Raw genomic sequence first — 26,276 nt, forward strand, 5'->3', positions numbered from 1 at the left:
ACCGACCAGCCCCCGAGTATAATGGTGGAAAATCAAGCCTAGTAACGGTATTCGTAACAGTTCCGTGCTGCCAGGCTCGGAATACTTTGTCCTTCTTTTTGTGCGATAACTTATCCACGACATTTTTCCTCGATTTTCCCGTTTATATTTCAGTGCAATTTAACTATTGAATACCTTCTATATCAGTTTTTTAATGGCTGTTATTCGCGGTAGGCCTAATGGTATGCCTGCAATTGTGTGGTTCAAGTTTTAAATTGCGACGGTCGCTACTTATTACTCTTGTTTGAGTATCAGTTAACCGGGTAAAACGCCATGACAGTAATGAATTTTGCAGCCTATGCTGCCGCAACAGGTGCTCACTTAGATCAACGTGATGCACTGGCTGTACGTAATGCTTTTCTAAAATATGATTTAGATGAGCAAGCACAATTATTAGCTAAAATGCCCTTACCTGAAGCCTTAGTTATGCTTCATGAATGCCCTTTACGCCACGTTCAATTATTACTTGATCGGCTTGATGAACGTAAAGAAGATGTCAAAGTTCGTCAGCTCGCGAATGGGTTAGGTTTTATCTGCTCTGAAGTTGAACCTGTGGGGCATTATTTACAAAATAGTGTCTTTAACCATGTGCGCGAACGTATAGGTTGGATTGTTGGCCTAGCGTTGATGGGAATTATATCTGGACTGATTATTTCCCATTATCAAGATACATTAAGTCAATTAGTCTTGTTGGCTATTTACATGCCCGTTATTGCAGCTGCGGGAGGGAATACCGGATCACAAGCGGCAACGTTAGTGGTACGGGCACTCGCGATGGATGAAATACGATCCCGTGACTGGATAGCGGTATTATGGAAAGAATTTCGAGTGTCGCTAGTCATTGCACTTGGATTGGCGGCTGTGATCGTTGTACGAGTGGTCTTTTTTAGTGGCCATGTATTATTACCTACAGGAATCAACCTTTATATGGTTGCGCTAGCCATTGGTATTGCCATTTCTATTCAAGTCGTGGTGTCGACCAGTGTTGGCGGGTTATTACCGCTAATTGCGCGTGCGTTTAATTTAGATCCTGCGGTACTTGTCAGTCCGGTGCTAGCATCAATGGTGGATATTACTGGAATGGTTATTTATTTTAGCACTATTAATTGGATTTTAGGCTTAGGCCATTAATTGTGGTACTTGATGCTGAATATGTGATTAATGGTCATAACTGCTGTTATTAAAGATAAAAAAGCCTCATTTATTGATAACTACTGTTTAAGGTATCGTCAATAAATGGGGCTTTTTAGTTGTTAATATTCGCTTAATAACAACGACAGTGAATCAGTAATTATTATACAGAGATGTATAGTATTGCTTTTCAAATTGATTGATTGGTGGCAGTGGACTGTTTTTTACTTCAGCCGCGGTCGGGTAATAGTTGGTGACCAACTGTACAAACAATAATGGTTGACCTGATTTGGTTTTAATAATACCTGCAAGGTTATAAGTACCAAATAACGATCCTGTTTTAGCAATAATATGATCTTTTAATGGTGCGTTACGGACGCTTTTACGATATTGAAGGGTGCCACTTTTGCCTGCAACGGGTAAATCGGTCATTAATCCTAGTTTAGGGTGATGATAAATGTAAGTAAGCACTTCCATTAAGTCATGCGTATTTAAACGGTTATTGCGTGATAAGCCTGAGCCGTCAACCATGATGGTGTTTGATAAATCAATATTGGCTTTTTGTTTTAGAATTGCCTTAATAGCAGCTACACCATTGGTATAACTACCTGCTTGATTAAAATATTTAGCGCCCATGGTTTTCGCAAGGTTATCGGCAAATAAATTATCGGAGCGTTTAAGCATAATATACAGCAGGGTGGTTAACGGGGCTGATTGATGAGTGGCAACAATCTTTCCTGTAATGGTGTCATTACGTAAAATTTTACCGTCTAAACGTATACCTGCACGTTTTAATTGCTGCTTAATAATGGCAGTTGAATATAACGTGGTATTTTGCACTGCAAATCGAAGCGGTAGTGGATCTTTCTTTGGTTGGGTGCAACCCGTGATATGGTAGTGGTTGCTATCATTTGCTTGTAATGATAATTCACAGAATTGTTCTTTTTGCTGAGCTTTGGTTACTACAATCGCATCATTTGTTGCCGTTACTGGTTGATGACTTGGAATATTTAAACGTGTTTTCGCACCAAAGGCCATATTAGAATATAACGCACCTTCAAAACAGTTATGTTCTAATGTAATACTGCTTGATGGCGCACTGTAGCATTGTGTCAACATATCCCACGGCGAACCAACGGCGTGTTCAAACCCTGTAAAATGGCCACCATTAAGATAAAGGTTACCTTTAATCGTGCTAGTACCTTGCTGTTTGAGTTGACGTAGCAGATTGGTAATATCACTGCTTTTTAGTGTCGGATCTCCACTGAAATTTAAGATAACATTGTTACCTTGAGTTTCAAGATTAGTACTAAAGCGGAAGTCATTTCCTAAATACAATTTTGCCGCAAGTGCCGTTAATAATTTTTGTGTGCTGGCAGGGGCTTGTAAATGGCTTGCTTGATGCTGGTAGATGACTTTATTGGTCGCAGGGTTAACCACTAATAGTGAGGCGTCACTACCGGTTGGTAATTGCTTGAGGGCTTGCTGTGGGGAAAATGCAGCAAATGAAGGCATGCTTGTTAATAACAAGGCGGAACAAATAAGTCGTTTAAGCATATCAGAATACAATTGTATGAATAGAGTTAGTCGTAATGATAGCTTTTTTAGGGACTTTAGTAAAAACGTACCTGTGTTGTGTTCAGGTGTGATTAAATAACAAAAAGCGCCGACCAAGGTCGACGCTTTTTTAGTACGCTTTTAATTATTAAAATTAGAAGTCGTAACGAGCACCAAGAACTAGTTGGTCAGAAGCCGCAACTTTACCTACTTTGTTCTTATCAAGCATGTTGAATGTGTAAGATGCGTAAGTGCGGAAGTTGCTGTTGAAGTAGTAAGTACCATCAATCGCTACTGCGTTTGCTAATTCGTCGTAAGCACCGCTTGTGTTACGCTCATCTTTCATGAAGCCGTAAGTTGTAGTGAATACTGTTTTACCCATAGTGTATGCTGCTGCGAATTCGTAACCTTGTGAGTCAGTTAGATCGCCATTCACTAGGTTATTTGCATCACGGTGACCGTACTTGTATAGACCACCGAAGTATAGGTCGCCAATAGTGTAAGACGCTACTGCGAAAGTTTGCTTAGAAGTTTGGTTTACAGCGTTATTTGCTGCAGTTTGATCTTTTTGTTGAGCGTAACCAACACCAAGAGCAAGACCTGTATCGCCTACATTGTATTTAGCAGCAGTAGAGAAACCAGTTTGGTCTGTTTTCTTACCTGCATTATTGTATGCTGCGCCATCAAATACGTAGTTCGCTTTGAAAGTAAGGTTGTTGAATGTGCCAACATAAGCAAGGTTGTTTGAAGTACGGTCAGCTACTGCTAGTTTAGTACCACCAACAACAGAACCAGCATATGCCATGATATCAGTGAAATCTGTTAGCATACCTAGTGAACCATCAGCTTTACCGTAAACGATTTGGCCGTATTGGTCGCTGTTTACACCAGCATATAAGTAACGAGTTTCTTCAGGAACGTTGTCGCTGTCGCTACCAAATTCTTTTTCTACAAAGCCAACACCTTGAACGCCATCAGCAATTTGTGTTTTTGCATCGATGTTTACACGTACACGTGAGATGTCAGTTACATCGTTGCTTGTTTGTTGTGAAAGAACAGGTGCTGTTTCATTTTTTGCATTTTCAGAAAGTAGTGCGCGAGCTTCTACACGGCCGCCGATAGCTAGGCTAGAAGTGTCATCTGAATAAACTGTTGCTGCTGATGCTGCGCCAGAGAAAGTCGCTGCTGCTACTGCTAGAGCAATTAGGTTCTTGTTCATTGCCGAATCCTTTATATATAGTTTTTTTATAAGTTGCATTTCGATGCTGAATGCTATGGCGTTCTTTTTACTTGTGTCATTGATAATATGTTAGTAAAAAAAACTGAAAAATAGTTTATATTCGGCATTTTTAGGTTTTTTTGTGTGCATATTGTCTTTTTAATCAATGTGTTATCATAACAAGTAAAAGTTCTAATTATTTTTCATATTTTAGCTCTATTTAGAAAATAATATATTTTTTATGCTTAAAATATTTATTTTTATTTCCAATACTGTGATTTGAAGCGCTTTTTAATGTTCAGTATGTAGTGCGTTTTTTTTATATTTAAGAGGTAAAACAACAATAGTAAGTAAATACTAACTACAAATGAATACGACTTATGCTTATCGTTAATATTCTACGGGGACATTTTATTTGTGACGTCACAGAATAATTAGCCAATAAATAACAGTTAAATGCGGATTATCATTTATCAATGATGATCTCTTGCTCATCTTTGTTTAAAATAAACCAAATCATTTTTATTCTGTCAGGCTAACTTAATGTTAGGTTGACACTATTTACCTGAAATTGGCGAGCGCTATCAGGTTACAGAGGCTATTTATTTATGGAAAAAGTACCAATGACTGTTCGTGGCGAACAGAAGCTACTAAAAGAACTTGAGGTGTTATTGAAGCGTCGTCCGCTGATTTCTCAAGCAATTGCTGAAGCTCGCGAACTTGGTGACTTAAAGGAAAACGCTGAGTACCATGCTGCACGTGAAGAACAGGGTATTTGTGAAGCGCAAATTCGTGATATTGAATACAAACTATCTGTTGCTCAAGTGATTGATGTAACAACATTAGCAAATACGGGAAAAGTTATTTTTGGTACCACGATCAAGCTATTAGACTTAGATAGTGATAAAGAAATGACATATTGTATCGTAGGTGATGATGAGGCAGATATTAAGCAAAACTTGATTTCAGTAAACTCACCGATTGCACGCGGTTTAATTGGTAAATTAGTCGGTGATGAAGTTCAAATTACAACCCCTGGTGGTTTAAAAGAATTTGAAATCATGGATGTACAATACGTTTAATAATTAATTGCTATTTGTCGTAACGAAAAATATAGACTATGTTTGACAAATAAGCGTTAACTTATTAATAACGGTAGAGTTTGTCGTTAGCAAAAAGAAATTATTGCCAACGACAGCAATAAAAAAGGCCGCTAGGCGGCCTTTTTTATTTGCGAGGAAGTTCGATTTTACGATCTTCGCTAGGGCGGTAAATCACTAAAGTTTTACCAATCACTTGTACTTTTTCCGCTTTAGTTTCGCGAATAATAGCATCAACGATTAATAGTTTAGTTTCACGATCTTCTGACGCTACTTTTACTTTAATCAGTTCGTGGTGGTTTAGAGCAAGGTCGATTTCGGCTAATACAGCTTCAGTAAGACCATTCGCACCCATAAGAACAACCGGTTTTAGGTTGTGAGCTAGACCTTTTAAGAATTGCTTTTGTTTTGTGCTTAGATTCATGATGACTCTATTTTTTTAGTTACAAGGGTTGAAAACGCGACATTCTACCGCCATCTACTCTAGAAGACTAATTTGTTTAATAGATGACAGTCGGAAAATTTACAGTGATTATGTTGCACTGCACATTTTTAGGGCGCAATCTAGTGAATTAGGTGCGATAAAGTCTTTAGCCGACGTATACTTACTAAGTATGGCAACGCATTAGGTTTAGCATGAGTAGAAAAAAGCAATCCGCTAGCTCCGGCCGGTGGTTAAAAGAACATTTTGACGATAAATATGTACAAGAAGCGCAAAAACGAGGTTATCGTTCTCGTGCTTTCTTTAAAATTGAAGAAATTCAAAATAAAGATAAATTATTAAAACCTGGCATGACTGTTGTCGACCTTGGTGCTGCACCTGGTGGTTGGTCACAGTATGCGGCTGAAATTGTAGGTGATGATGGGCAGGTCATCGCTTGTGATATTTTACCAATGGATTCACTACCGGGGGTTAGCTTCCTTCAAGGTGATTTCCGTGAAGAAGCAGTGTTAGATGCTTTGTTGACACGCATTAAACCAGAGATGGTTGATGTGGTAATGTCTGATATGGCACCTAATATGAGTGGTAATCTTGCATCCGACCAACCTCGAGCTATGTACCTTGTTGAACTTGCATTAGATATGTGTCGACAAGTACTTGCACCGAATGGCAGTTTTACGGTAAAAGTTTTCCAAGGTGAAGGCTTTGACCAATATCTTGCTGATATTCGTAGCATGTTTAAAGTGGTCAAAATTCGTAAACCAGATTCCTCGCGAGATCGTTCGCGTGAAGTCTATATTGTGGCTACAGGTTACAAACTGTAGTAATCTACATTCATCTTTTAGTTATCGCGAGGTTAACACCTTGAGTGACATGGCAAAAAACTTGATTTTATGGCTGGTCATTGCTGTTGTTCTTATGTCTGTATTTCAGAGTTTCGGAACTAATAGTAATAGTACTAAAGGCCAAGTCGATTATACGACATTTGTCCGTCAAATCGGTCAGGATCAGATAAAGGAAGTACGATTCAATGATCGTGAAATCACTGTAACCAAACGTGATAATGCGAGCTATGTAACATACTTACCTGTCGCAAATGATCCTAAGCTGTTAGACGATCTTATTAACGCTAACGTACAAGTACAAGGTACACCACCTGAAGAGCCTAGCCTTTTAGCTTCAATCTTCATTTCGTGGTTCCCAATGCTATTGCTTATCGGTGTTTGGATTTTCTTTATGCGTCAGATGCAGGGCGGTGGTGGCAAAGGCGCCATGTCGTTCGGTAAATCTAAAGCACGTATGATGGGTGAAGACCAAATCAAAACAACCTTCGCTGATGTAGCTGGTTGTGATGAAGCTAAAGAAGACGTTAAAGAATTGGTTGATTACTTACGTGATCCAAGCCGTTTCCAAAAGCTAGGTGGTAAAATCCCAACAGGTGTGTTGATGGTTGGTCCTCCTGGTACGGGTAAAACTTTATTAGCAAAAGCGATTGCTGGTGAAGCTAAAGTACCGTTCTTTACTATCTCTGGTTCTGACTTTGTTGAAATGTTTGTTGGTGTGGGTGCATCCCGTGTCCGTGACATGTTTGAACAAGCGAAGAAAGCAGCGCCTTGTATTATCTTTATCGATGAAATCGATGCTGTAGGTCGTCAACGTGGTGCTGGTGTTGGTGGTGGTCATGATGAACGTGAGCAAACACTGAACCAAATGCTGGTTGAAATGGATGGCTTTGAAGGTAATGAAGGTATTATCGTTATTGCCGCAACTAACCGTCCTGACGTACTCGACCCAGCGTTACTTCGTCCTGGTCGTTTTGACCGCCAAGTTGTTGTTGGTCTTCCAGATGTTCGTGGTCGTGAGCAGATTCTTAAAGTTCACATGCGTAAAGTGCCGTTAGACGGTGATGTTAATCCATCATTGATTGCTCGTGGTACACCTGGTTTCTCTGGTGCTGATTTAGCCAACCTTGTTAACGAAGCGGCGTTATTTGCTGCTCGTGGTGACAAGCGTACAGTTTCAATGGTTGAATTTGAACTTGCGAAAGACAAAATCATGATGGGCGCAGAGCGTAAGTCAATGGTGATGTCTGAAGATCAGAAAGCATCAACGGCATACCATGAAGCAGGTCACGCAATTATTGGTCGTTTAGTACCGGATCACGATCCAGTGTACAAAGTGTCTATTATTCCACGTGGTCGTGCGTTAGGTGTGACAATGTACTTACCTGAGCAAGATCGTGTAAGTCATTCTCGTGAATTCTTAGAATCTATGATTTCAAGTCTTTACGGTGGTCGTCTAGCTGAAGAACTTATCTATGGTCGCGAGAAAGTATCTACGGGTGCATCAAACGATATCGAACGCGCAACTGATATTGCACGTAAGATGGTGACTCAGTGGGGCTTCTCTGACAAGTTAGGTCCATTATTGTACGCAGAAGATGAAGGTGAAGTATTCCTTGGTCGTTCAGTAACACAAAGTAAGCACATGTCTGATGACACTGCGAAACTGATTGATACTGAAGTACGTATTCTGATTGATCGCAACTACCAGCGCGCACGTCAAATTTTGGTTGATAATATGGATATCATGCATGCAATGAAAGATGCACTGATGAAATATGAAACTATTGACGCAGGTCAGATTGATGACTTGATGGAACGTAAAGCTGAAATTCGAGCACCAAAAGGCTGGAGTGATGATGGCGATACGTTGCGAAATGCACCTGAAACTGAACTTGCTCCTGATGAGCCTGTAGGTGACGGTATTGATGCGCTATCCGAGAAAGATGAAGATAGTAAGCCTCAAGCATAGTTGCTAAGTAAATAGAAAACCCTGACTTAGGTCGGGGTTTTTTTTTGTTAAAATTTGCGGAGTCATAACATGAGATTAATCAGTAAAAGTAAGATTCTTGATCTTACAACGCCTCAAGTAATGGGGATTGTCAACATTACGCCAGACTCATTTTCTGATGGTGGTAAGTATTACCAGTTAGATCAAGCATTGCGCCATGTAGAATCGATGCTTGAAGCGGGAACAGCAATTATTGACATTGGTGGAGAGTCGACGCGACCTGGGGCGGCTGATGTAAATGTTGATAATGAACTTGCGCGTGTTATTCCTGTAATCGAAGCTATTCGTCAGCGGTTTGATTGCTGGATTTCAATTGATACCAGTAAAGCTCAGGTAATGACTGAAGCGGTTAATGCAGGTGCTGATTTAATTAATGATGTACGCGCATTGCAAGATATCGGTGCTTTAGAAGCTGCTGCTAATGCAAATGTTCCAATCTGCTTGATGCATATGCAAGGTCAACCGCGTACAATGCAGTCCGATCCAAATTATGACGATTTAATTACTGATGTGAATCAATTTTTAATTGAACGTGTTCAAGCTTGTGAACTGCATGGCATTACACGTCAACAGTTGATACTCGATCCTGGCTTTGGGTTTGGTAAAACTGTGGCGCATAATTATCAATTATTAGCACAACTTGAACAATTTCATCAGTTTCGTTTGCCGTTATTAGCGGGAATGTCTCGTAAGTCAATGATTTCAAAGCTGTTGAACAAGCCACCGGTTGAGTGTGTTGCTGGTAGTCTTGCTTGTGCGACGATTGCGGCAATGAAAGGTGCGCAAATAATTCGAGTTCATGACGTACAAGAGACAATTGATGTTATTAAAATCTGTAATATAGTGACGAATTACTCTAAATAATGCAGATATAACCTTATTACAGTGAATGATTGTAACGAAAAGCATTTAGCTAATTACAATCAATATACTTATAAAAGAAAGCTAGGAGCGTAAAATGGCTGAACGTAAGTTCTTTGGTACAGATGGTATTCGTGGTTTGGTTGGTGAAGGTCCGATTACACCTGAGTTTGTAATGAAACTAGGCTGGGCTGCTGGTCGTGTTTTATCTCAAACGGGTACTAAAAAAGTTCTAATCGGTAAAGATACTCGAATTTCAGGTTACATGTTGGAGTCTGCATTAGAAGCAGGTCTTGCTGCTGCAGGCCTAAAAGCAGCTTTTACTGGCCCGATGCCAACGCCAGCGGTGGCTTATTTGACTCGCACGTTCCGCGCTGAAGCAGGTATTGTGATTTCTGCATCACATAACCCTTATCATGATAATGGTATCAAATTCTTCTCTGCACAAGGTACTAAACTACCTGATGACGTTGAAGCTGCAATTGAAGCTGAAATGGAAAAACCACTAACATGTGTTGAGTCTGCATTACTAGGTAAAGCTTATCGTATTGACGATGCGGCTGGCCGTTATATTGAATTCTGTAAAGGTACTTTCCCTAATCATTTAAGCCTTGAAGGTTTTAAGATTGTTGTCGATTGTGCGCATGGTGCAACTTACCACATCGCGCCTAAAGTTTTTGCTGAACTAGGTGCTGAAATTATTACTATTGGTTGCGAGCCTAACGGTATCAATATTAATGATAAAGTAGGTGCAACTGATGTTGCTGCATTGCAAGCTAAAGTATTGGAAGAAAAAGCTGACTTTGGTATTGCCCTTGATGGTGATGGCGATCGTGTCATCATGGTTGATGAGTTAGGTAATAAAGTTGATGGTGATCAGATTGCCTACATTATTGCTCGTGACGCATTACGCTGTGGTGAACTAAAAGGTGGTGTGGTTGGTACATTAATGACCAACATGGGCATGGAAGTTGCACTTAAAAACTTAGGTATTCCTTTTGTACGTGCAAAAGTGGGTGACCGCTATGTAATGGAAGATCTTCAAAAAAATAACTGGTTAATTGGTGCTGAAAACTCTGGCCACGTTATTTTACTTGATAAAGTAACGACTGGTGACGGTATTGTTGCTGGTCTACAAGTTATGGCGTCTATTGTTTCTAGCAAAATGAGCTTAAAAGAGCTGAGTGATGGCATGACGATGTTCCCACAAGTGCTAGAAAATGTTCGCTTTAAAGGTGAAAGCGATCCGCTACAATCAGCTGCTGTTATTGCTGCAACTCAAGCCGTTGAGAAAAAATTAGGTGATAATGGTCGCGTATTGTTACGTAAGTCAGGCACAGAGCCATTGATTCGTGTTATGGTTGAAGGCCAAAATGCAGCTGATGTTAAGCAATATGCATTAGATATTGCAACAGCAGTAAAAGAAAACTGCTAAATGCAATTGTTGATAACTACTTAATTTTTTAAGTGTTATTCAATGATGGTGAAGGCTGGCTAATAAAATATAGTCAGCCTTTTTATTTTGATTACTTTGTTTTTGGCTAAATGTTGTGCAAGCGGTTCGGAATATTCACTTTTTGAGTAAATATTACTTGTCTCTACCACAGGGTTTCGCTAGTATTCATTCGCTCTCTAGATAAGAGGAATGCGCTGGCACTGCTAAAGCAAAGTCGGTATAGCAATTTTACCATAGGTGGAACCCATGTACGAAATTCTACTTGTGATTTATCTTGTCGCTGCGCTTGGTGTAATTGGCCTAGTAATGATTCAACAAGGTAAAGGCGCAGATATGGGAGCTTCATTCGGGGCTGGTGCATCAGGAACTTTGTTCGGCTCTAGCGGCTCAGGAAATTTTCTAACTCGAATGACAACACTTTGTGCAATTATTTTCTTTGCTATTAGTCTTGTACTTGGCAACATCAGTACTAAGAAAGCAGCAGAGACAAGTGGTTGGGATGACCTTTCGGCTCCAGTTACAACACAAACTGTTGAACAACCAAAGACTGCAATCACTACTGATAAAGTAGTTGCAGCAGAAAAAACGACTGAGAACACTGCTGAAACAACACCAGCAACAAGTGAAAAATCTCAGTAAGTAAAGATTTAGCCGAGATGGTGAAATTGGTAGACACGCTAGCATGAGGTGCTAGTGCCGCAAGGTGTAGGGGTTCAAGTCCCCTTCTCGGCACCATTATACTGGTTACTTGTAATAGTAACATCTGAACGGTATACTCTGTTCAGAATCGGACGCGGGGTGGAGCAGCTTGGTAGCTCGTCGGGCTCATAACCCGAAGGTCGTTGGTTCAAATCCGGCCCCCGCAACCACTTTCCTGAAAATAGACTATTCTTATTTTGAATGTTTGTTTTCTTACTGAGATACTTGCTTGCATGATCTTAGTAATCAGGGTCCAGTAATAAAAAACCCCGTATTCGGGGTTTTTTATTATCTGAAACATGACCATTCAGGTATCTACTGGGCTTTATGCCCTTTTTTTGTTTCCGGGGGGTTGTCTTGACAGCTTTAGAGACACAATTAACCGACTTACTTGAGCCTTCAGTTCAAGCTATTGGCTTTGAACTTGTTGGTTTAGAGTTTATCCGTGCTGGTGCACACTCCACACTTCGCGTGTTTATTGACCATGAAAATGGTATTAATGTAGACGGTTGTGCTGAGGTTAGCCGCCAGATTAGTGCTGTAATGGATGTAGAAGATCCTATTACTGTTGCTTACCACCTAGAAGTGTCTTCCCCTGGATTGGAAAGACCACTCTTCAAAGCTGCACATTACCAACAATTTATTGGTCATGAAGTTAGCTTAGTATTAAAAATGGCGATGGGTAACCGTCGTAAGTGGAAAGGTGACATTGTCGCTGTTGAAGGCGAACTGATCACACTTAACGTAGATGGCAATGACGAGTCCTTTGCACTTAGCAATATCTCCAAGGCCAACCTAGTTCCAAAATTCTAACCGCTAAATTGGGGCATTAGAAATGAACAAAGAAATTTTGGCTGTCGTAGAAGCGGTATCCAACGAAAAAGCTGTTCCTCGTGAGCGTATTTTTGAAGCGCTTGAAATTGCATTAGCGACAGCAACTAAAAAGAAACACGAAGCAGAAATTGAAGTTCGTGTTGTTATCGATCGTAAAACAGGTGAATTCGAAACTTTCCGTCGTTGGAAAGCAGTAGAAGAGGTAACTCAACCAACACTTGAAATTACGTTAGAAGCGGCACAATATGAAGATCCAACAATTGCCGTTGGCGATTATGTTGAAGACGATATTGAATCTGTAACGTTTGACCGTATTACAACGCAAACTGCGAAGCAAGTTATCGTACAAAAAGTACGTGAAGCTGAGCGTGAGCAAATTGTGGCACAGTTTATTGACAACGAAGGTGAGCTAATCACTGGTATTGTTAAGAAAGTAAATCGTGACGCAGTAATCATCGATTTGGGTAGCAATGCAGAAGCGGTTATTCAACGTGATGATCAACTTCCTCGTGAAAACTTCCGTCCAGGCGACCGTGTACGTGGTCTATTGTACAAAGTTGCACCTGAAGCTCGTGGTTTCCAGTTATTCATGACGCGTTCTAAGCCAGAGATGCTATCTGAGCTATTCCGTATTGAAGTGCCAGAAATGGGCGAAGAACTGATTGAACTTATGGGCGCAGCACGTGATGCTGGCTCTCGTGCAAAAATCGCAGTAAAAACTAACGATAAGCGTATTGACCCTGTGGGTGCGTGTGTTGGTATGCGTGGCGCACGTGTTCAAGCTGTTTCTAGTGAGCTTGGCGGTGAGCGTATTGATATCGTATTGTGGGATGAAAATGCTGCACAATATGTGATCAATGCAATGGCTCCAGCGGAAGTTGATTCAATCATCGTTGATGAAGACAACCACACAATGGATATTGCTGTACAGAAAGATAATCTGGCACAAGCAATTGGTCGTAACGGTCAAAACGTACGTCTAGCATCACAGCTTACTGGCTGGGAACTAAACGTAATGACAGTTGAAGACTTACAGAAAAAACACCAAGCAGAAGCGCAAGCATCAATTGAAGTGTTTACTAAACACCTTGATATTGATGAAGACTTCGCCACTGTATTGGTTGAAGAAGGCTTTACTACACTAGAAGAAATTGCTTACGTTCCATTAAGTGAATTAATGGATGTTGACGGTCTTGATGAAGAGACTATCGAGCAATTACGTAGCCGTGCAAAAGCTGCATTGACTACCTTAGCGCTTGCTAAAGAAGAAACGCTTGATGGTGTAGAACCTGCAGAAGATTTATTAAGTCTGGAAGGTCTTGAGCGCGAGTTAGCGTTTAAGTTTGCAGCAAAAGGTATTTGTACGCTTGAAGATCTTGCTGATCAAGGAACTGATGACTTGACCGACATTGAAGGCGTGGACGATGCAAAAGCGGGTGAGCTAATTATGGCTGCACGTAATATTTGCTGGTTCAGCGACGAAGCGTAATCAAAAAATAAAGCAAGGGAGGAGCATTATGTCAGAGGTTACAGTTAAAACATTGGCGGAAGAAATTGGTACGCCAATTGACCGTTTACTTCAACAGCTTTCAGATGCCGGGATTGCTAAGAATGTTGATGAAAATGTAAGCCAAACCGAAAAACAGGCGTTACTTAACCATCTCCAAAAGGAGCATGGTAGTGACGGCAATACTGACGGCGCTCCAACTCGTCTGACTCTGCAGCGCAAGACACGTAGTACATTAAGTGTCTCTGGCAACGGTGGTAAGAGCAAAAATGTTCAAGTAGAAGTGCGCAAAAAGCGCACCTACGTGAAACGTTCAGCACTTGAGGATGAACAACGTGCAGCAGAAGATGCTGTTAAGCGCGAAGCAGAAGCTGAAGCGCAACGTGAAGCTGATATGATTGCTCACCAAGCCGCAGAAGAAGCAGCGAAACGTAACGCAGAGGAAGCTGCAGTACGTCAAGCTGAAGAGCAGCGTAAGGCAGATGAAATTGCTAAGCGTGAAGCAGAACAGAAATTGAAGCGTGCCGCTGAGGATAAAGCGAATCGTACCGAACAGGATAAGCGCAAAGCTGAAGAAAAAGCTAAGCGCATCGTCGCTGACAAACAGGCTAAGTTAGACGCTGAAGTACTACAGCGTCGTCTGGAAGAGGAAGCCAAGCGAAAAGCCGAAGAAGAAAGTCAGCGTCAGCTAGAAGAGGCTCGCAAAATGGCAGAACAGAACGAGAAAAACGGGATAAAACCTGAGCAAGCAGTAAGTATGGAAAAATCTGATTACCATACAACGACATCAACATATGCTCGTGCTGCAGAAGACGAACAAGACCGCAAAGAAGAAACTTCTCGCCGTCGTAAAAAGAAAAAACCAGCGGCTAAGCAAGACGAACGTGGTGGCCGTGGCGGTCGTAACCAACGTGGTCGCGGTAAGCCTCAAATGAACAAACCAGCTTCAATGCAGCATGGTTTTGATAAAACAGCACAAGTTGCTAAGCAAGATGTTGTTATCGGTGAAACGATTACCGTTGCTGAGCTAGCGAACAAAATGTCTGTTAAAGGCGTTGAAGTTATCAAGGTAATGATGAAGATGGGCGCTATGGCGACTATCAACCAAATCATCGACCAAGAAACTGCATCACTTGTTGCTGAAGAAATGGGTCACAAAGTTATTCTACGTAAAGAAAACGAGCTTGAAGAAGCAGTGCTTTCTGACCGTAATGCAGAAGACTTATTAAAAGTTTCTCGTGCACCTGTTGTTACTATCATGGGTCACGTTGACCACGGTAAAACATCGACACTTGACTACATTCGTAAAGCACACGTTGCTTCAGGCGAAGCTGGTGGTATCACACAGCACATCGGTGCTTACCATGTTGAAACTGAAAACGGCATGATTACGTTCCTTGATACTCCTGGACACGCAGCGTTTACTGCTATGCGTGCTCGTGGTGCTCAAGCGACAGATATCGTTGTACTTGTAGTTGCAGCAGACGATGGCGTAATGCCACAAACAATCGAAGCAATTCAGCACGCAAAAGCGGCTGGTGTACCTTTGATCGTTGCGGTAAACAAGATCGATAAAGAAGATGCAAACCCAGACAACGTGAAGAATGAGTTAGCTCAATACGACGTTATGCCTGAAGAGTGGGGCGGTGAGAACATGTTTGTTCACATCTCTGCGAAACAAGGTACTAACATCGATGGTCTACTAGAAGCTATTCTACTTCAGTCAGAAATTCTTGAGCTAACAGCAGTTGAAGAAGGCATGGCATCTGGCGTAGTTATCGAATCACGTCTTGATAAAGGTCGTGGTCCTGTAGCAACTGTACTTGTTCAAGAAGGTACATTGCGTAAAGGCGATATCGTTCTTTGTGGTCTAATGCATGGTCGTATTCGTGCAATGCGCAACGAACAAGGTCAAGAAATTGAATCAGCAGGTCCATCGATTCCTGTTGAGATCCTTGGTCTTTCTGGTGTTCCATCATCAGGTGATGAAGCGACAGTTGTACGTGATGAGCGTAAAGCTCGTGAAGTTGCACTTTACCGTCAAGGTAAATTCCGTGATGTTAAACTAGCACGTCAACAAAAATCTAAACTAGAAAACATGTTTGCTAACATGGAAGCTGGTGAAGTTGCTGAGCTAAACGTTGTGCTTAAAGCTGACGTTCAAGGTTCTGTTGAAGCAATTGCTGACTCACTACGTAAACTTTCAACTGATGAAGTTAAAGTTAACATTGTAGGTTCAGGTGTTGGTGCAATCACTGAAACTGATGCAGTACTTGCAGCAGCTTCTAACGCTATCGTACTTGGTTTCAACGTTCGTGCTGATGCGTCTGCGCGTCAAACAATCGAAAATGAAAACCTAGACTTACGTTACTACTCAATCATCTACCAACTAATCGACGAAGTTAAAGCGGCGATGGGCGGTATGTTGGCTCCTGAGTTCAAGCAAGAGATCATTGGTCTTGCTGAAGTACGTGACGTATTTAAGTCACCTAAGATCGGCGCAATCGCTGGTTGTATGGTTACTGAAGGTACTATCAAGCGTAACAACCCTATTCGTGTTCTACGTGAAAACGTAGTTATCTACGAAGGTGAGCTTGAGTCACTACGTCGCTTTAAAGATGACGTGCCTGAAGTTAAGAACGGTTACGAGTGTGGTATCGGCGTTAAGAACTACAACGACGTTCGCGTTGGTGACCAGATCGAAGTATTCGAAATTATTGAAATCCAACGTACACTTGATTAATAATCAGTGTAGATAGTTGTTTTTCAACATGATAATGATAATGGGGAGCTTCGGCTCCCCATTCTTTCAAGAGCATTATTCTTAGAGAGAGCAAGAAAATGGCAAAAGAATTTAGCCGTACCCAACGTGTAGCGCAACAGCTACAAAAAGAATTGGCTGTAATTTTACAGCGTGAGATCAAAGATCCTGCGATTGCAATGACTACTATTTCAAGTGTTGATGTATCGCGTGATATGAACTACGCCAAAATTTATGTAACATTTTTCCCAATTGGTGAGCAAACTGCTGAAGGTAGTTTAGAAGCATTGCGTGAAATGGCACCTTACATCCGTTCACTACTAGGTAAAGAGATTCGCCTACGTGTGACACCTGAACTTAACTTCATTTTCGATCAGTCGTTAACTGAAGGTATGCGTATTTCAAACCTAGTATCTAAAGCGGTACGTGATGATGAAGATCGTCGTGGTGATGAAGACGAAGCAGAAAAAGGCGAGGAGTAAACATGGCACGTCGTCGTAAAGGTCGTCCAATTAACGGTGTGATCTTGGTTGATAAACCAACAGGCATTAGTTCTAACGATACCCTGCAAAAAGTGAAACGTATCTTTTTTGCACAAAAAGCGGGCCATACTGGTGCGCTTGATCCTTTAGCGACGGGCATGTTACCGCTTTGTTTTGGTGAAGCGACCAAGTTTTCACAATTTTTATTAGATTCAGATAAGCGTTATCGTGTGGTTGCTAAATTAGGCGAGCGTACAGATACGTCTGATTCTGACGGTGAAGTGGTTGAAACCCGCGCTGTTAATGTTGAACGTGATCAACTTGAAGCCTGTATTGATAGCTTTCGTGGCACGACTGATCAAATTCCATCCATGTACTCAGCATTAAAATATCAAGGCCGTAAATTATATGAATACGCGCGTGAAGGAATTTCTATTCCTCGTGAATCGCGTAAGATTACCGTGTATTCAGTTGAGTTACTGCGATTTGATAACAACGAAGTTGAAATGGAACTGCATGTGTCAAAAGGCACATACATTCGTACTATTGTTGATGATCTTGGTGAAATGCTAGGTTGTGGCGCTCATGTGACTTACTTACGTCGTACTGGCGTATCTAACTTTCCTTATGAGCGTATGGTAACGATTGAGCAACTACAAGCGATGCTTGACCAAGCTAAAGCGGACGAAATTGAACCCGGCACAGTATTAGACGAATTATTATTGCCAACTGATACTGCGGTGCAAGATTTACCAGAAGTAAACATTACAGCTGAAGCTGCGGTGCATGTACTACATGGTAATCCTGTGGCTGCCGAGGTTGTTCCCGCTGAAGGCACTTTAGTGCGTATTACCGTGGGGAATACTGCAGAATTTATTGGTGTTGGTACCATTGATGCAAAAGGCATGTTGGCACCAAAGCGAGTAATGGCAAACGAACAAGAACAATAATGGTACCAGTCGATCGCAAGTAATTATGAACCTTAAATCATTATGATTATTGTGCATGAGTGACTTGAGATTAAAAATAAAACTGGTTAATTATTCGCTTGTAGTTAGTTCCGCTGATCAGTATAATCCGCGGCTTGGGTGTCGGCTGAATCAGAGATTGGCGGCACAAATTAAAACATCTTGTATTAGGAATGAGTTATGTCTCTGAATGCAGAAACTAAAGCAGCAATCGTTGCAGATTACGCACAATGTGAAAATGATACTGGTTCTCCTGAAGTTCAGGTTGCACTTTTAACAGCGCAAATCAACCACCTTCAAGGTCACTTTGCTAACCACAAACATGACCACCACAGCCGTCGCGGTTTATTACGCATGGTTTCTCGTCGTCGTAAGCTTCTAGATTACCTAAAAGGTAAAAACCTAGATCGTTACCAAGACTTGATCAAGCGTCTAGGCCTACGTCGCTAAGATTGCTTTAAGAAAGGAGCCCTAGGCTCCTTTCTTTTTATCTGCTCTTTTTATTATAGATACCGCTATTATTGATACGTCCCCCTGTCATCTTTCGTAATTTCGTCTACTATCTGTACCGGAGTTAAGCTCAAGTTTGTTGTATGAATGCTTACGCAGAGATATGATGGGTGTCGAGTAAATAACTGCATATTTCCACTTGTTATGACTTTGCGAGTCGTTTTCCTCGACCTTTAGGTCGCGGCTAATAAAAGTTTTTCTTGATTATGAGAACTTTCATTAGTCGCGATACGTAAATCATTACAAAAGTGGACATCATTACATGACGCTTATGTTTGTGTTGGTTATAATTAGCCTGCAAATAGAAAGCGGAATATATTTAAGGAAATTCACGTGAATCCTATCGTAAAGACTTTCCAGTACGGTAACCACACGGTTACTCTAGAGACTGGTGTTATAGCACGTCAAGCGACTGCTGCAGTAATGGTTAGCATGGACGACACTTCAGTGTTCGTTTCTGTTGTTGGTAAGAAAACAGCAGTAGAAGGCCAAGACTTCTTCCCGCTAACAGTAAACTACCAAGAGCGTACATACGCTGCAGGTAAAATTCCTGGTGGTTTCTTCAAGCGTGAAGGCCGTCCTTCTGAAGGCGAAACACTGACTGCACGTCTAATCGACCGTCCAATCCGTCCGCTATTCCCTGATGATTTCAAAAACGAAGTTCAAGTTATTGCGACAGTGGTTTCTGTAAACCCTGCTGTTAACCCTGATATGGTTACAATGATTGGTACTTCTGCAGCTCTTGCTATTTCTGGTATTCCATTCAATGGTCCTATCGGTGCTGCACGTGTTGGTTACATTAACGATCAATTCGTTCTTAACCCAAGCAATGAAGAGCTAGAAGCAAGCCGTCTTGATCTTGTTGTTGCCGGTACTAAAGACGCTGTGCTGATGGTTGAATCAGAAGCTGACCGTCTATCTGAAGAGCAAATGCTACAAGCTGTTGTATTTGGTCATGACCAACAGCAAGTTGTTATCAATGCAATCAACGAGTTTGCAGCTGAAGTTGCAACTCCTGCTTGGGATTGGACTGCGCCTGCTGAAAACACAGCACTTAAAACTAAGATCGCTGAGTTAGCTGAAACTAAGCTGGTTGAAGCTTACCAAATCACTGAAAAAATGGCTCGTTACGATCGCATCCATGAGATTGCTGCTGAAGTAAACGACGCGATTCTTGCTGAAGATGTTGATGCAAACGCAAAAGAAATCCACACTATCTTCCACGATCTAGAGAAGACAGTTGTACGTGGCCGCATCATTGCGGGTCTTCCACGTATCGATGGTCGTGAAAAAGACATGGTTCGTGCGCTAGACGTACGTACTGGTGTACTTCCACGTACTCACGGTTCTTCACTGTTTACTCGTGGTGAAACACAAGCACTTGTTACGGCAACGCTTGGTACACAACGTGATGCTCAAATCATTGATAGCATCATGGGTGAGAAGAAAGATCACTTCCTTCTTCACTACAACTTCCCTCCATACTGTGTAGGTGAAACTGGTTTCGTTGGTTCGCCTAAGCGTCGTGAAATTGGTCACGGTAAGTTGGCGAAGCGTGGTATTGCTGCGGTAATGCCATCTGTTGACGAATTCCCATACACTGTACGTGTAGTATCAGAAATCACTGAATCTAACGGTTCATCTTCAATGGCTTCTGTATGTGGTACTTCACTAGCACTTATGGATGCTGGTGTGCCAATCAAATCATCTGTTGCGGGTATCGCAATGGGTCTTGTGAAAGAAGGCGACGATTTCGTTGTTCTTTCTGACATTCTTGGTGATGAAGATCACCTAGGTGACATGGACTTTAAAGTAGCGGGTACTGATGACGGTATCACAGCACTTCAGATGGATATCAAGATTGAAGGTATCACTAAAGAGATCATGGAAATTGCACTTAACCAAGCTAAAGGCGCGCGTAAGCACATCCTTAGCGTAATGGATAATGCAATTAACTCTCCTCGTGAAGAGATCTCTCAGTTTGCTCCTCGCATTCACATGATGAAGATCAACCCTGAGAAGATCAAAGATGTTATCGGTAAAGGTGGTGCAGTTATCCGTGCACTTACTGAAGAAACTGGTACTACAATCGAAATCGAAGATGATGGTACAGTGAAGATCGCTGCGACTGAAGGTACTGCTGCACAAGAAGCAATCCGTCGTATCGAAGAAATCACTGCTGATGTTGAAGTTGGCCGTGTTTACACTGGTAAAGTAATGCGTATCGTTGATTTCGGTGCGTTTGTATCAGTTATCGGTACTAAAGAAGGTCTAGTTCACATCTCTCAAATCTCACAAGATCGTGTAGAGAAAGTGTCTGATTACCTTCAGATGGGTCAAGAAGTTCAAGTTAAAGTACTTGAAATCGACCGTCAAGGCCGTATCCGTCTAAGCATGAAAGAAGCAGTAGAAGCGCCAGCGGCTGCTCCTGCACAAGACGAACAGCCACAAGGCTAAGCGTTTTGCTAATATCATGATATAAAGGGGCTTAATAGCCCCTTTTTTTGATCTAAATATTGTCATAGACGCCGGATCGTCATTGATGTAACAGGGAGAACTGAGTTGATAATACGTCATATTCGATATGCTGTAATTGCTACTGTACTGGTAATAAGTGGGTGCTCTACAGCGCCAACCCAATGGACTCAGCCTCCGATGGCGATCCCTTATCAAGCTAATTTTCAACAACAGATTCAGTTAGCGAGGATTGAGAAAATATTACAACAACCCAATATTCCGCCAACAACATTAGCAACTATTTATTACGATCGTGGTTTGCTGCATGACAGTTTAGGTTTGCGTGATTTAGCTCGACTTGATTTTAATAAGTCACTGACCATTAATCCAAACCAACCGGATTTATTTAATGTAGCAGGTGTACTTTTCACTCAAATGGGCATGTTTGATTCGGCTTATGAATCGTTTGATTCAACCTTGGATTTAGCGCCAGAGCACCCTTATGCTCACCGAAATCGAGGTATTGCTCTGTATTATGGTGAACGTTATGCACTTGCGAATGAAGATTTACTGCCTCATTATCAGCAGAATATTAATGATCCTTACCGTGTGATCTGGCTATATATTAATGATTTGAAATATACGCCAGAGCAAGCTAAAACCTTACTTCAACAGCGTTATGCTGTCAGTGACAAAAAAGACTGGGGCTGGCAGATTGTTCGCATGTATCTTGGTGAAATCAGTGAAGAACAATTTTTAACTGAGATTGCTGAATTGAGTAAAGATAATGAACAATTAGCAATGCGTTTGACGGAAGGGTATTTCTATTTAGCGCAGACTTATCAAAATAAACAAGATTATCCAACTGCGGTGATGCTATATAAACTTGCTTTGGCCGGAAATGTATACGAATTTGTTGAACATCGATTTTCATTATTAGAGTTAAATCGTATTTTTACAGCAGAACAAAATGCGGCATCTTCTTCTTTGGCAAGCCCATCAGTGAAATGATTTTCTACAAAAATAGCCGCTATGATTAGCGGCTATTTTTTATTCTATTGAACCTTGAACCTTGAACCTTGAACCTTGAACCTTGAACCTTGAACCTTGAACCTTGAACCTTGAACCTTGAACCTTGAACCTTGAACCTTGAACCTTGAACCTTGAACCTTGAACCTCTAACGAATATTCAATCCTGCAAGATTATGCCAATAGCCATTACATTGATGCCCATCCGCAAGCGAGTGGCGAACTGCCCCTTGCTCATTAGCTCGAAAATCATCAACGAGGGTGAGGGTATCTAGTCCCATCGGGCTTAAACGAACCACATCAACCATGTCTTTCATGCCTTTCAAATCATTAATTAAGTTATAGCAATAACCTGATTGGGTTTGAATACCATTAAGAGTAAAGATTTTTTGATCTTCTTGGCTATTAACTGTGATCCCTTGCGGGTACTTAATACAACACGTTTCGCAGTCATCTTTGGCTTTATTTTCAGCGCGAGCTGTAAAGCAACGGGCAGAATAAGCTAATGGAAGATAGCCATAACTAAAAACTTCAGTTTCAAATTGTTGGCGAATCCCTAGTTTTTCACATTCGATTAGCGTGTTACTCAACCAATCTCGAGACAGTTCAACTGGCATACACCAGCGAGTCATGCCTTGTTTAACAAACAGTTGTAGCGTTTGGGCGTTATAGCAATTAACGGCGGGTCCAACCACAAACGGAACTTTGTTTTGTGAAGCTAACTGAATAGCAGATACATCGTTAGCTTCTACAATAAAGTCGCCATTATCGATATATTTTTTCATGACGTTAACTTCGCTAGGGGCTTCTAGCAATGCCATGGTTGATAGCACGACTTGCTTACCATTGGTGGCAAGATCTTTTGCAATATCAATCCATTGTGCCGCTTTAAGTGCGCGACGCTTAGAGCATACTGTTTCCCCTAAATAAATAATATCAACGTTGCTATGCTTAGCTTGTTGATAGAAGGTTTCAACATCATGCTGAGGCCAAAAATAGAGTAATGGCCCAAGTGAATATTTCATAATGATCCCTTATTGCCATTTACGGTGGTATGCACCTAATGTTGTTTGTTTGCCTTCTGACAGATTACCTAAACATGCATTCCATGCTGGATTAACACTGTAGCCTTCAGGATTAGCTAAATAGTGATCAATCGCCGCGCGCCAAGTGCGTGTTACTTGTTCAACATAAGCAGGACTACGTTGACGACCTTCAATTTTGACTGAGGCGATATTGGCTTTAAATAACTCAGGCAAAATATCAAGCGTGTTAAGGCTGGTTGGTTCTTCAAGCGCATGATAACGCTTTTGTTCACCATCGATATTAATATCGAAACGGCCTTTGCATAGGGTTGGATAGCCTGCATTTTCACCTTGAGCATAGCGATCAATTAAGATTTCATTTAAGCGCGACTCTAATCCTTGGGGTGTTTCTTGCCAGCGTACATACTTTGCGGGTGAACAAGCCCCAACAGTATTTGGCGATTCACCTGTCATATATGAAGATAAATAACAGCGTCCTTCTGACATGATGCATAAGCTACCAAACGCAAATACTTCTAATTGCATGTCGGTATTACGGGCTAATTGCTTAACCTGATGCATAGACAATACTCGCGGTAAGACTACGCGTTTAATATTAAAATTTTGCTTATAGTAATCAATTGCAGCGGTATTGGTCGCTGATGCTTGAACAGAGAGGTGCAATTCCAAGTCTGGGTAAGTCGTTGCTGCGTATTCAAGTACGCCAATGTCAGCCACAATCAGTGCATCAACACCCATTGCTGCCGCATTATCAACGGCTTTTGCCCAACGACTAAAGCCATCAGGGTGAGCAAAGGTGTTTAAAGCAATATGTAATTTACGATCATGATCTTTAACATACTGCACCGCTTTTTCTAGTTTGCGCTCGGTGAAGTTTAAACCAGCAAAGTGGCGGGCGTTAGTATCGTCTTTAAAACCGATATAAACAGCATCCGCACCATTATCAATGGCGGTTTTTAGTGCCGGAAGATTACCAGCAGGGCAAAGAAGCTCCATGTTATTTAATTATCCAATCTTTGCGTAAAAACGATAGCTTCATAGTAGAAGTGTTTAGGAATTAGAATCTTGATGCGAGGCAGGTTTTGTTGATATTAAACAATAAAATTGTTACTAAATAATAGTGTTTTTAGATTTATATCAACCGTTGAGATAAATTTTTTCTTTTAATAATAAGCTTTCTAATTCTTGTTTTGGCATTGGACGATGGAAATGAAATCCTTGAATATAATCACAATTAAGGTTTGAAAGTAAGGTTGCTTGTTGATGAGTTTCAATGCCTTCAGCGACAACACTCATATTGAGTGATTTGCCGAGATTAATGATATTTTCAATTAAGATTATTTGTTTAGGAATAGTGTCGATATCTTTAATAAAAGCGCGATCAATTTTAAGTTCATCAAGTGGAAAGCGTGCTAAGTAAGAGAGCGATGAGTAGCCAGTACCAAAGTCATCAATAGATAATGCAAACCCTTGTTGTTTGATAGCGTTAAGCATTTGAATAGTATGCTCGCCATCACTCATGACGGTGCTTTCTGTGAGCTCAAAAGTAAAATCATCAGCATTGATCCCTGTTGATTGGCGTAGTTTATCAACAAAACTAATGAGATTTGGGTTTTCAAACTGTTGTGATGATAAGTTAATCGCAACGCGACCTTTTAATAATTGTTGTTTTTTCCATAGGTTAACAGTGGTAAAGACTTCTCGCATAACAACGCGACCAAGTTGTTCGATCAATCCTGAACGTTCAGCAATGGGAATAAATTGTGCTGGGCTTATATAACCTTCAACCGGATGTTTCCAGCGTACCAATGCTTCTGCGCCGTCAATTTCAAAGTTTTTAGCGTTCACTTTTGGTTGGTACCATACTTCTAAGCCGTTATTTTGCAATGCTTTTTGAAGTTCTATCTCAAGCCATAAGCGCATTCTTGCTTCTTTGCTCATCGCTTCACTAAAAATAACGAGTCGATTGCGACCACGATTTTTCGCTTCATACATGGCAGTATCGGCATTTTGCAGCATCATTCGCGCGTCATGACCATTACCGGGTGATTTGACCATGCCGATTGAACAAGAAAGGTGCTTACTGAAATAGCGAAGATCAAACGGTAAGTTAACGAGGGTGATAATCTGTTCAGCGATCATTTCACCACTGTTTTCATGTTCGGGGTTAGTTAATATGACCGCAAATTCATCACCACTTAAATGACCAATAACGGCATCTTTAGGTAACAATTGTTGCAATCGTTGTGCTATTTCTTGTAAGACTTTGTCTCCAATATGATGGCCCAATGAATCATTAATATTTTTAAAGTTATCAATGTCGATATAGAGCATAAACAAAGGGGTATTGGCTTTCATTAGTCGATCAAGTTGGCGACTAAAACCATAACGATTATATAACCCGGTTAATGAATCAAGTTGAGTCAGTTGTTCTATTCTGTATTGTTGGTCATTGGCACTGGCTGCAGGAGCCAGTTTAATTAATAACGCCGACTCACCAAGAATGGTTATTGGCATCGTTGCGATAGTTAATGGCGCACGCTCAATATTATTAATGGAATAATAATGCTGATTGTCAGTATGGAATGCTTGAGTGAATGTTTTGCTGTGGCAAGGTTGATTATTACTGTCTAATAATAAATGCTCAAGCTGCTGTCCAAGTAAGGCGGGCTTAGAGGCCATGCCTAATAGATCTACCGCGTGTTGATTGGCATTTTTGATGATATTTTTTTCTACAATGCAGATACCATCAGTCATTAAATTTTGAAGTTGGATTAACTGATGCTCAGATTCTTGTAAGGAATTGATTAAAATATGACGTTCTGAGGTATCAATAGAATGCGAAATAATATGACTAATGTTACCAGAAGCATTGACCAAAGGAGCCAGACTGATATGTAAACAGGTATGGTGTGACGTATCATTAATTGTCACTTCGGCCTCAATGACTTCACCTTTAAATGCGCGCTCATAATATGGCTTTAAACATTGGTAGTAGTAATGGCCAAGAATGTCAGAGTCAGTACTGCCGATCAATTGATGTTGTGATTTACCACTGATATCACTATAACGATTATTCACCCTATGATAGCGATGTTGGTCGTCAATGATCGCAAACAGGAAAGGACTATTATTTGTTAAAAGTGGAAACCAATAGTCGAGTTGCTCTATCTGCATCAGTGTTTAATCCTTAGTTATATGATTTTAATGTTAATAATAAAGTGTGATTAATTGATAACTAGTGTAAATGTTAGTGAGCGTTAATATAATGCGTATTAACAAAATAATGACTTGTTTTAGATAGGCAATTGCTTTTTTTTGACTC

21 protein-coding genes and 2 tRNA genes are annotated in these 26,276 nt (G+C 41.0%); 17 read left to right on the forward strand and 6 right to left on the reverse strand.

Annotation, left to right across the window (positions count from 1 at the left end):
• The first annotated feature begins 312 nt into the window (after nt 1-312).
• Entirely contained in the window at nt 313-1,170 is an 858-nt protein-coding gene (locus VXS03_RS10665; protein ID WP_327763692.1) for a magnesium transporter, read from the forward strand.
• Between the two features lie 153 nt (nt 1,171-1,323).
• Here the strand turns inward: VXS03_RS10665 and dacB are convergent, their stop codons facing one another.
• On the reverse strand, nt 1,324-2,727 hold the full coding sequence (gene dacB, locus VXS03_RS10670) for a serine-type D-Ala-D-Ala carboxypeptidase (protein ID WP_327763693.1): 1,404 nt from the start codon (nt 2,725-2,727) through the stop codon (nt 1,324-1,326).
• A 154-nt stretch (nt 2,728-2,881) separates the two neighbouring features.
• The gene (locus tag VXS03_RS10675) at nt 2,882-3,946 is read right to left on the reverse strand and encodes a porin (RefSeq protein WP_327763694.1); all 1,065 of its coding nucleotides are present in this window, start codon (nt 3,944-3,946) and stop codon (nt 2,882-2,884) included.
• Nucleotides 3,947-4,554: 608 nt separating this feature from the next.
• On the opposite strand from VXS03_RS10675, the gene greA reads away from it, so the two are divergent.
• Entirely contained in the window at nt 4,555-5,028 is a 474-nt protein-coding gene (gene greA, locus VXS03_RS10680; RefSeq protein WP_080158460.1) for a transcription elongation factor GreA, read from the forward strand.
• A 145-nt stretch (nt 5,029-5,173) separates the two neighbouring features.
• On the opposite strand, the gene yhbY is transcribed toward greA, so the two are convergent.
• A complete protein-coding gene (gene yhbY / locus VXS03_RS10685; protein WP_080158459.1) occupies nt 5,174-5,470 on the reverse strand; it encodes a ribosome assembly RNA-binding protein YhbY in 297 nt (98 codons plus the stop codon).
• A gap of 212 nt (nt 5,471-5,682) precedes the next feature.
• Here yhbY and rlmE point away from each other — a divergent pair, with 212 nt between their 5' ends.
• The 15 genes from rlmE (at nt 5,683) to nlpI (ending at nt 21,887) form a co-directional block, all read left to right on the forward strand.
• Nucleotides 5,683-6,312, forward strand: a complete 630-nt coding sequence (gene rlmE, locus VXS03_RS10690) for a 23S rRNA (uridine(2552)-2'-O)-methyltransferase RlmE (RefSeq protein WP_327763696.1) — start codon at nt 5,683-5,685, stop codon at nt 6,310-6,312.
• 49 nt (nt 6,313-6,361) lie between these two features.
• Entirely contained in the window at nt 6,362-8,302 is a 1,941-nt protein-coding gene (gene ftsH / locus VXS03_RS10695; protein ID WP_327763698.1) for an ATP-dependent zinc metalloprotease FtsH, read from the forward strand.
• A 69-nt stretch (nt 8,303-8,371) separates the two neighbouring features.
• On the forward strand, nt 8,372-9,205 hold the full coding sequence (gene folP, locus VXS03_RS10700) for a dihydropteroate synthase (RefSeq protein WP_327763699.1): 834 nt from the start codon (nt 8,372-8,374) through the stop codon (nt 9,203-9,205).
• 94 nt (nt 9,206-9,299) lie between these two features.
• Nucleotides 9,300-10,637 carry a phosphoglucosamine mutase gene (glmM, locus tag VXS03_RS10705; protein WP_327763700.1) on the forward strand — a complete coding sequence of 446 codons (1,338 nt, stop codon included), beginning with the start codon at nt 9,300-9,302 and terminating at the stop codon, nt 10,635-10,637.
• Nucleotides 10,638-10,904: 267 nt separating this feature from the next.
• The gene (gene secG, locus VXS03_RS10710) at nt 10,905-11,297 is read left to right on the forward strand and encodes a preprotein translocase subunit SecG (protein WP_327763702.1); all 393 of its coding nucleotides are present in this window, start codon (nt 10,905-10,907) and stop codon (nt 11,295-11,297) included.
• Between the two features lie 11 nt (nt 11,298-11,308).
• Nucleotides 11,309-11,393 (forward strand) — tRNA-Leu (locus tag VXS03_RS10715).
• A gap of 57 nt (nt 11,394-11,450) precedes the next feature.
• Nucleotides 11,451-11,527 (forward strand) — tRNA-Met (locus VXS03_RS10720).
• A gap of 187 nt (nt 11,528-11,714) precedes the next feature.
• Nucleotides 11,715-12,170: a ribosome maturation factor RimP gene (gene rimP, locus VXS03_RS10725; RefSeq protein WP_080158453.1), complete on the forward strand. Its 456-nt coding sequence runs from the start codon at nt 11,715-11,717 to the stop codon at nt 12,168-12,170.
• Between the two features lie 22 nt (nt 12,171-12,192).
• Nucleotides 12,193-13,680, forward strand: coding sequence for a transcription termination factor NusA (gene nusA / locus VXS03_RS10730; protein ID WP_297474683.1), 1,488 nt, complete (start codon nt 12,193-12,195; stop codon nt 13,678-13,680).
• A 28-nt stretch (nt 13,681-13,708) separates the two neighbouring features.
• Nucleotides 13,709-16,441 carry a translation initiation factor IF-2 gene (gene infB / locus VXS03_RS10735; protein ID WP_327763703.1) on the forward strand — a complete coding sequence of 911 codons (2,733 nt, stop codon included), beginning with the start codon at nt 13,709-13,711 and terminating at the stop codon, nt 16,439-16,441.
• A gap of 98 nt (nt 16,442-16,539) precedes the next feature.
• Nucleotides 16,540-16,941, forward strand: a complete 402-nt coding sequence (gene rbfA, locus VXS03_RS10740) for a 30S ribosome-binding factor RbfA (protein ID WP_080158450.1) — start codon at nt 16,540-16,542, stop codon at nt 16,939-16,941.
• Between the two features lie 2 nt (nt 16,942-16,943).
• Complete coding sequence (gene truB / locus VXS03_RS10745; RefSeq protein WP_327763704.1) at nt 16,944-17,891, forward strand: tRNA pseudouridine(55) synthase TruB; 948 nt, start codon at nt 16,944-16,946, stop codon at nt 17,889-17,891.
• Nucleotides 17,892-18,089: 198 nt separating this feature from the next.
• Nucleotides 18,090-18,359, forward strand: coding sequence for a 30S ribosomal protein S15 (gene rpsO / locus VXS03_RS10750; protein ID WP_006646210.1), 270 nt, complete (start codon nt 18,090-18,092; stop codon nt 18,357-18,359).
• 393 nt (nt 18,360-18,752) lie between these two features.
• Nucleotides 18,753-20,876, forward strand: coding sequence for a polyribonucleotide nucleotidyltransferase (gene pnp / locus VXS03_RS10755; RefSeq protein WP_442957440.1), 2,124 nt, complete (start codon nt 18,753-18,755; stop codon nt 20,874-20,876).
• A 105-nt stretch (nt 20,877-20,981) separates the two neighbouring features.
• On the forward strand, nt 20,982-21,887 hold the full coding sequence (gene nlpI / locus VXS03_RS10760; RefSeq protein ID WP_327763706.1) for a lipoprotein NlpI: 906 nt from the start codon (nt 20,982-20,984) through the stop codon (nt 21,885-21,887).
• A gap of 167 nt (nt 21,888-22,054) precedes the next feature.
• On the opposite strand, the gene VXS03_RS10765 is transcribed toward nlpI, so the two are convergent.
• The 3 genes from VXS03_RS10765 to VXS03_RS10775 form a co-directional block, all read right to left on the reverse strand.
• A complete protein-coding gene (locus tag VXS03_RS10765) occupies nt 22,055-22,930 on the reverse strand; it encodes a U32 family peptidase (RefSeq protein ID WP_327763707.1) in 876 nt (291 codons plus the stop codon).
• Nucleotides 22,931-22,939: 9 nt separating this feature from the next.
• Complete coding sequence (gene ubiU / locus VXS03_RS10770) at nt 22,940-23,947, reverse strand: ubiquinone anaerobic biosynthesis protein UbiU (RefSeq protein WP_327763708.1); 1,008 nt, start codon at nt 23,945-23,947, stop codon at nt 22,940-22,942.
• Nucleotides 23,948-24,088: 141 nt separating this feature from the next.
• Entirely contained in the window at nt 24,089-26,128 is a 2,040-nt protein-coding gene (locus tag VXS03_RS10775; RefSeq protein WP_327763709.1) for a sensor domain-containing protein, read from the reverse strand.
• Between the last annotated feature and the right edge of the window lie 148 nt (nt 26,129-26,276).

It is taken from the genome of Photobacterium sp. S4TG1 (genome assembly GCF_036040035.1).
Classification (GTDB): domain Bacteria; phylum Pseudomonadota; class Gammaproteobacteria; order Enterobacterales; family Vibrionaceae; genus Photobacterium.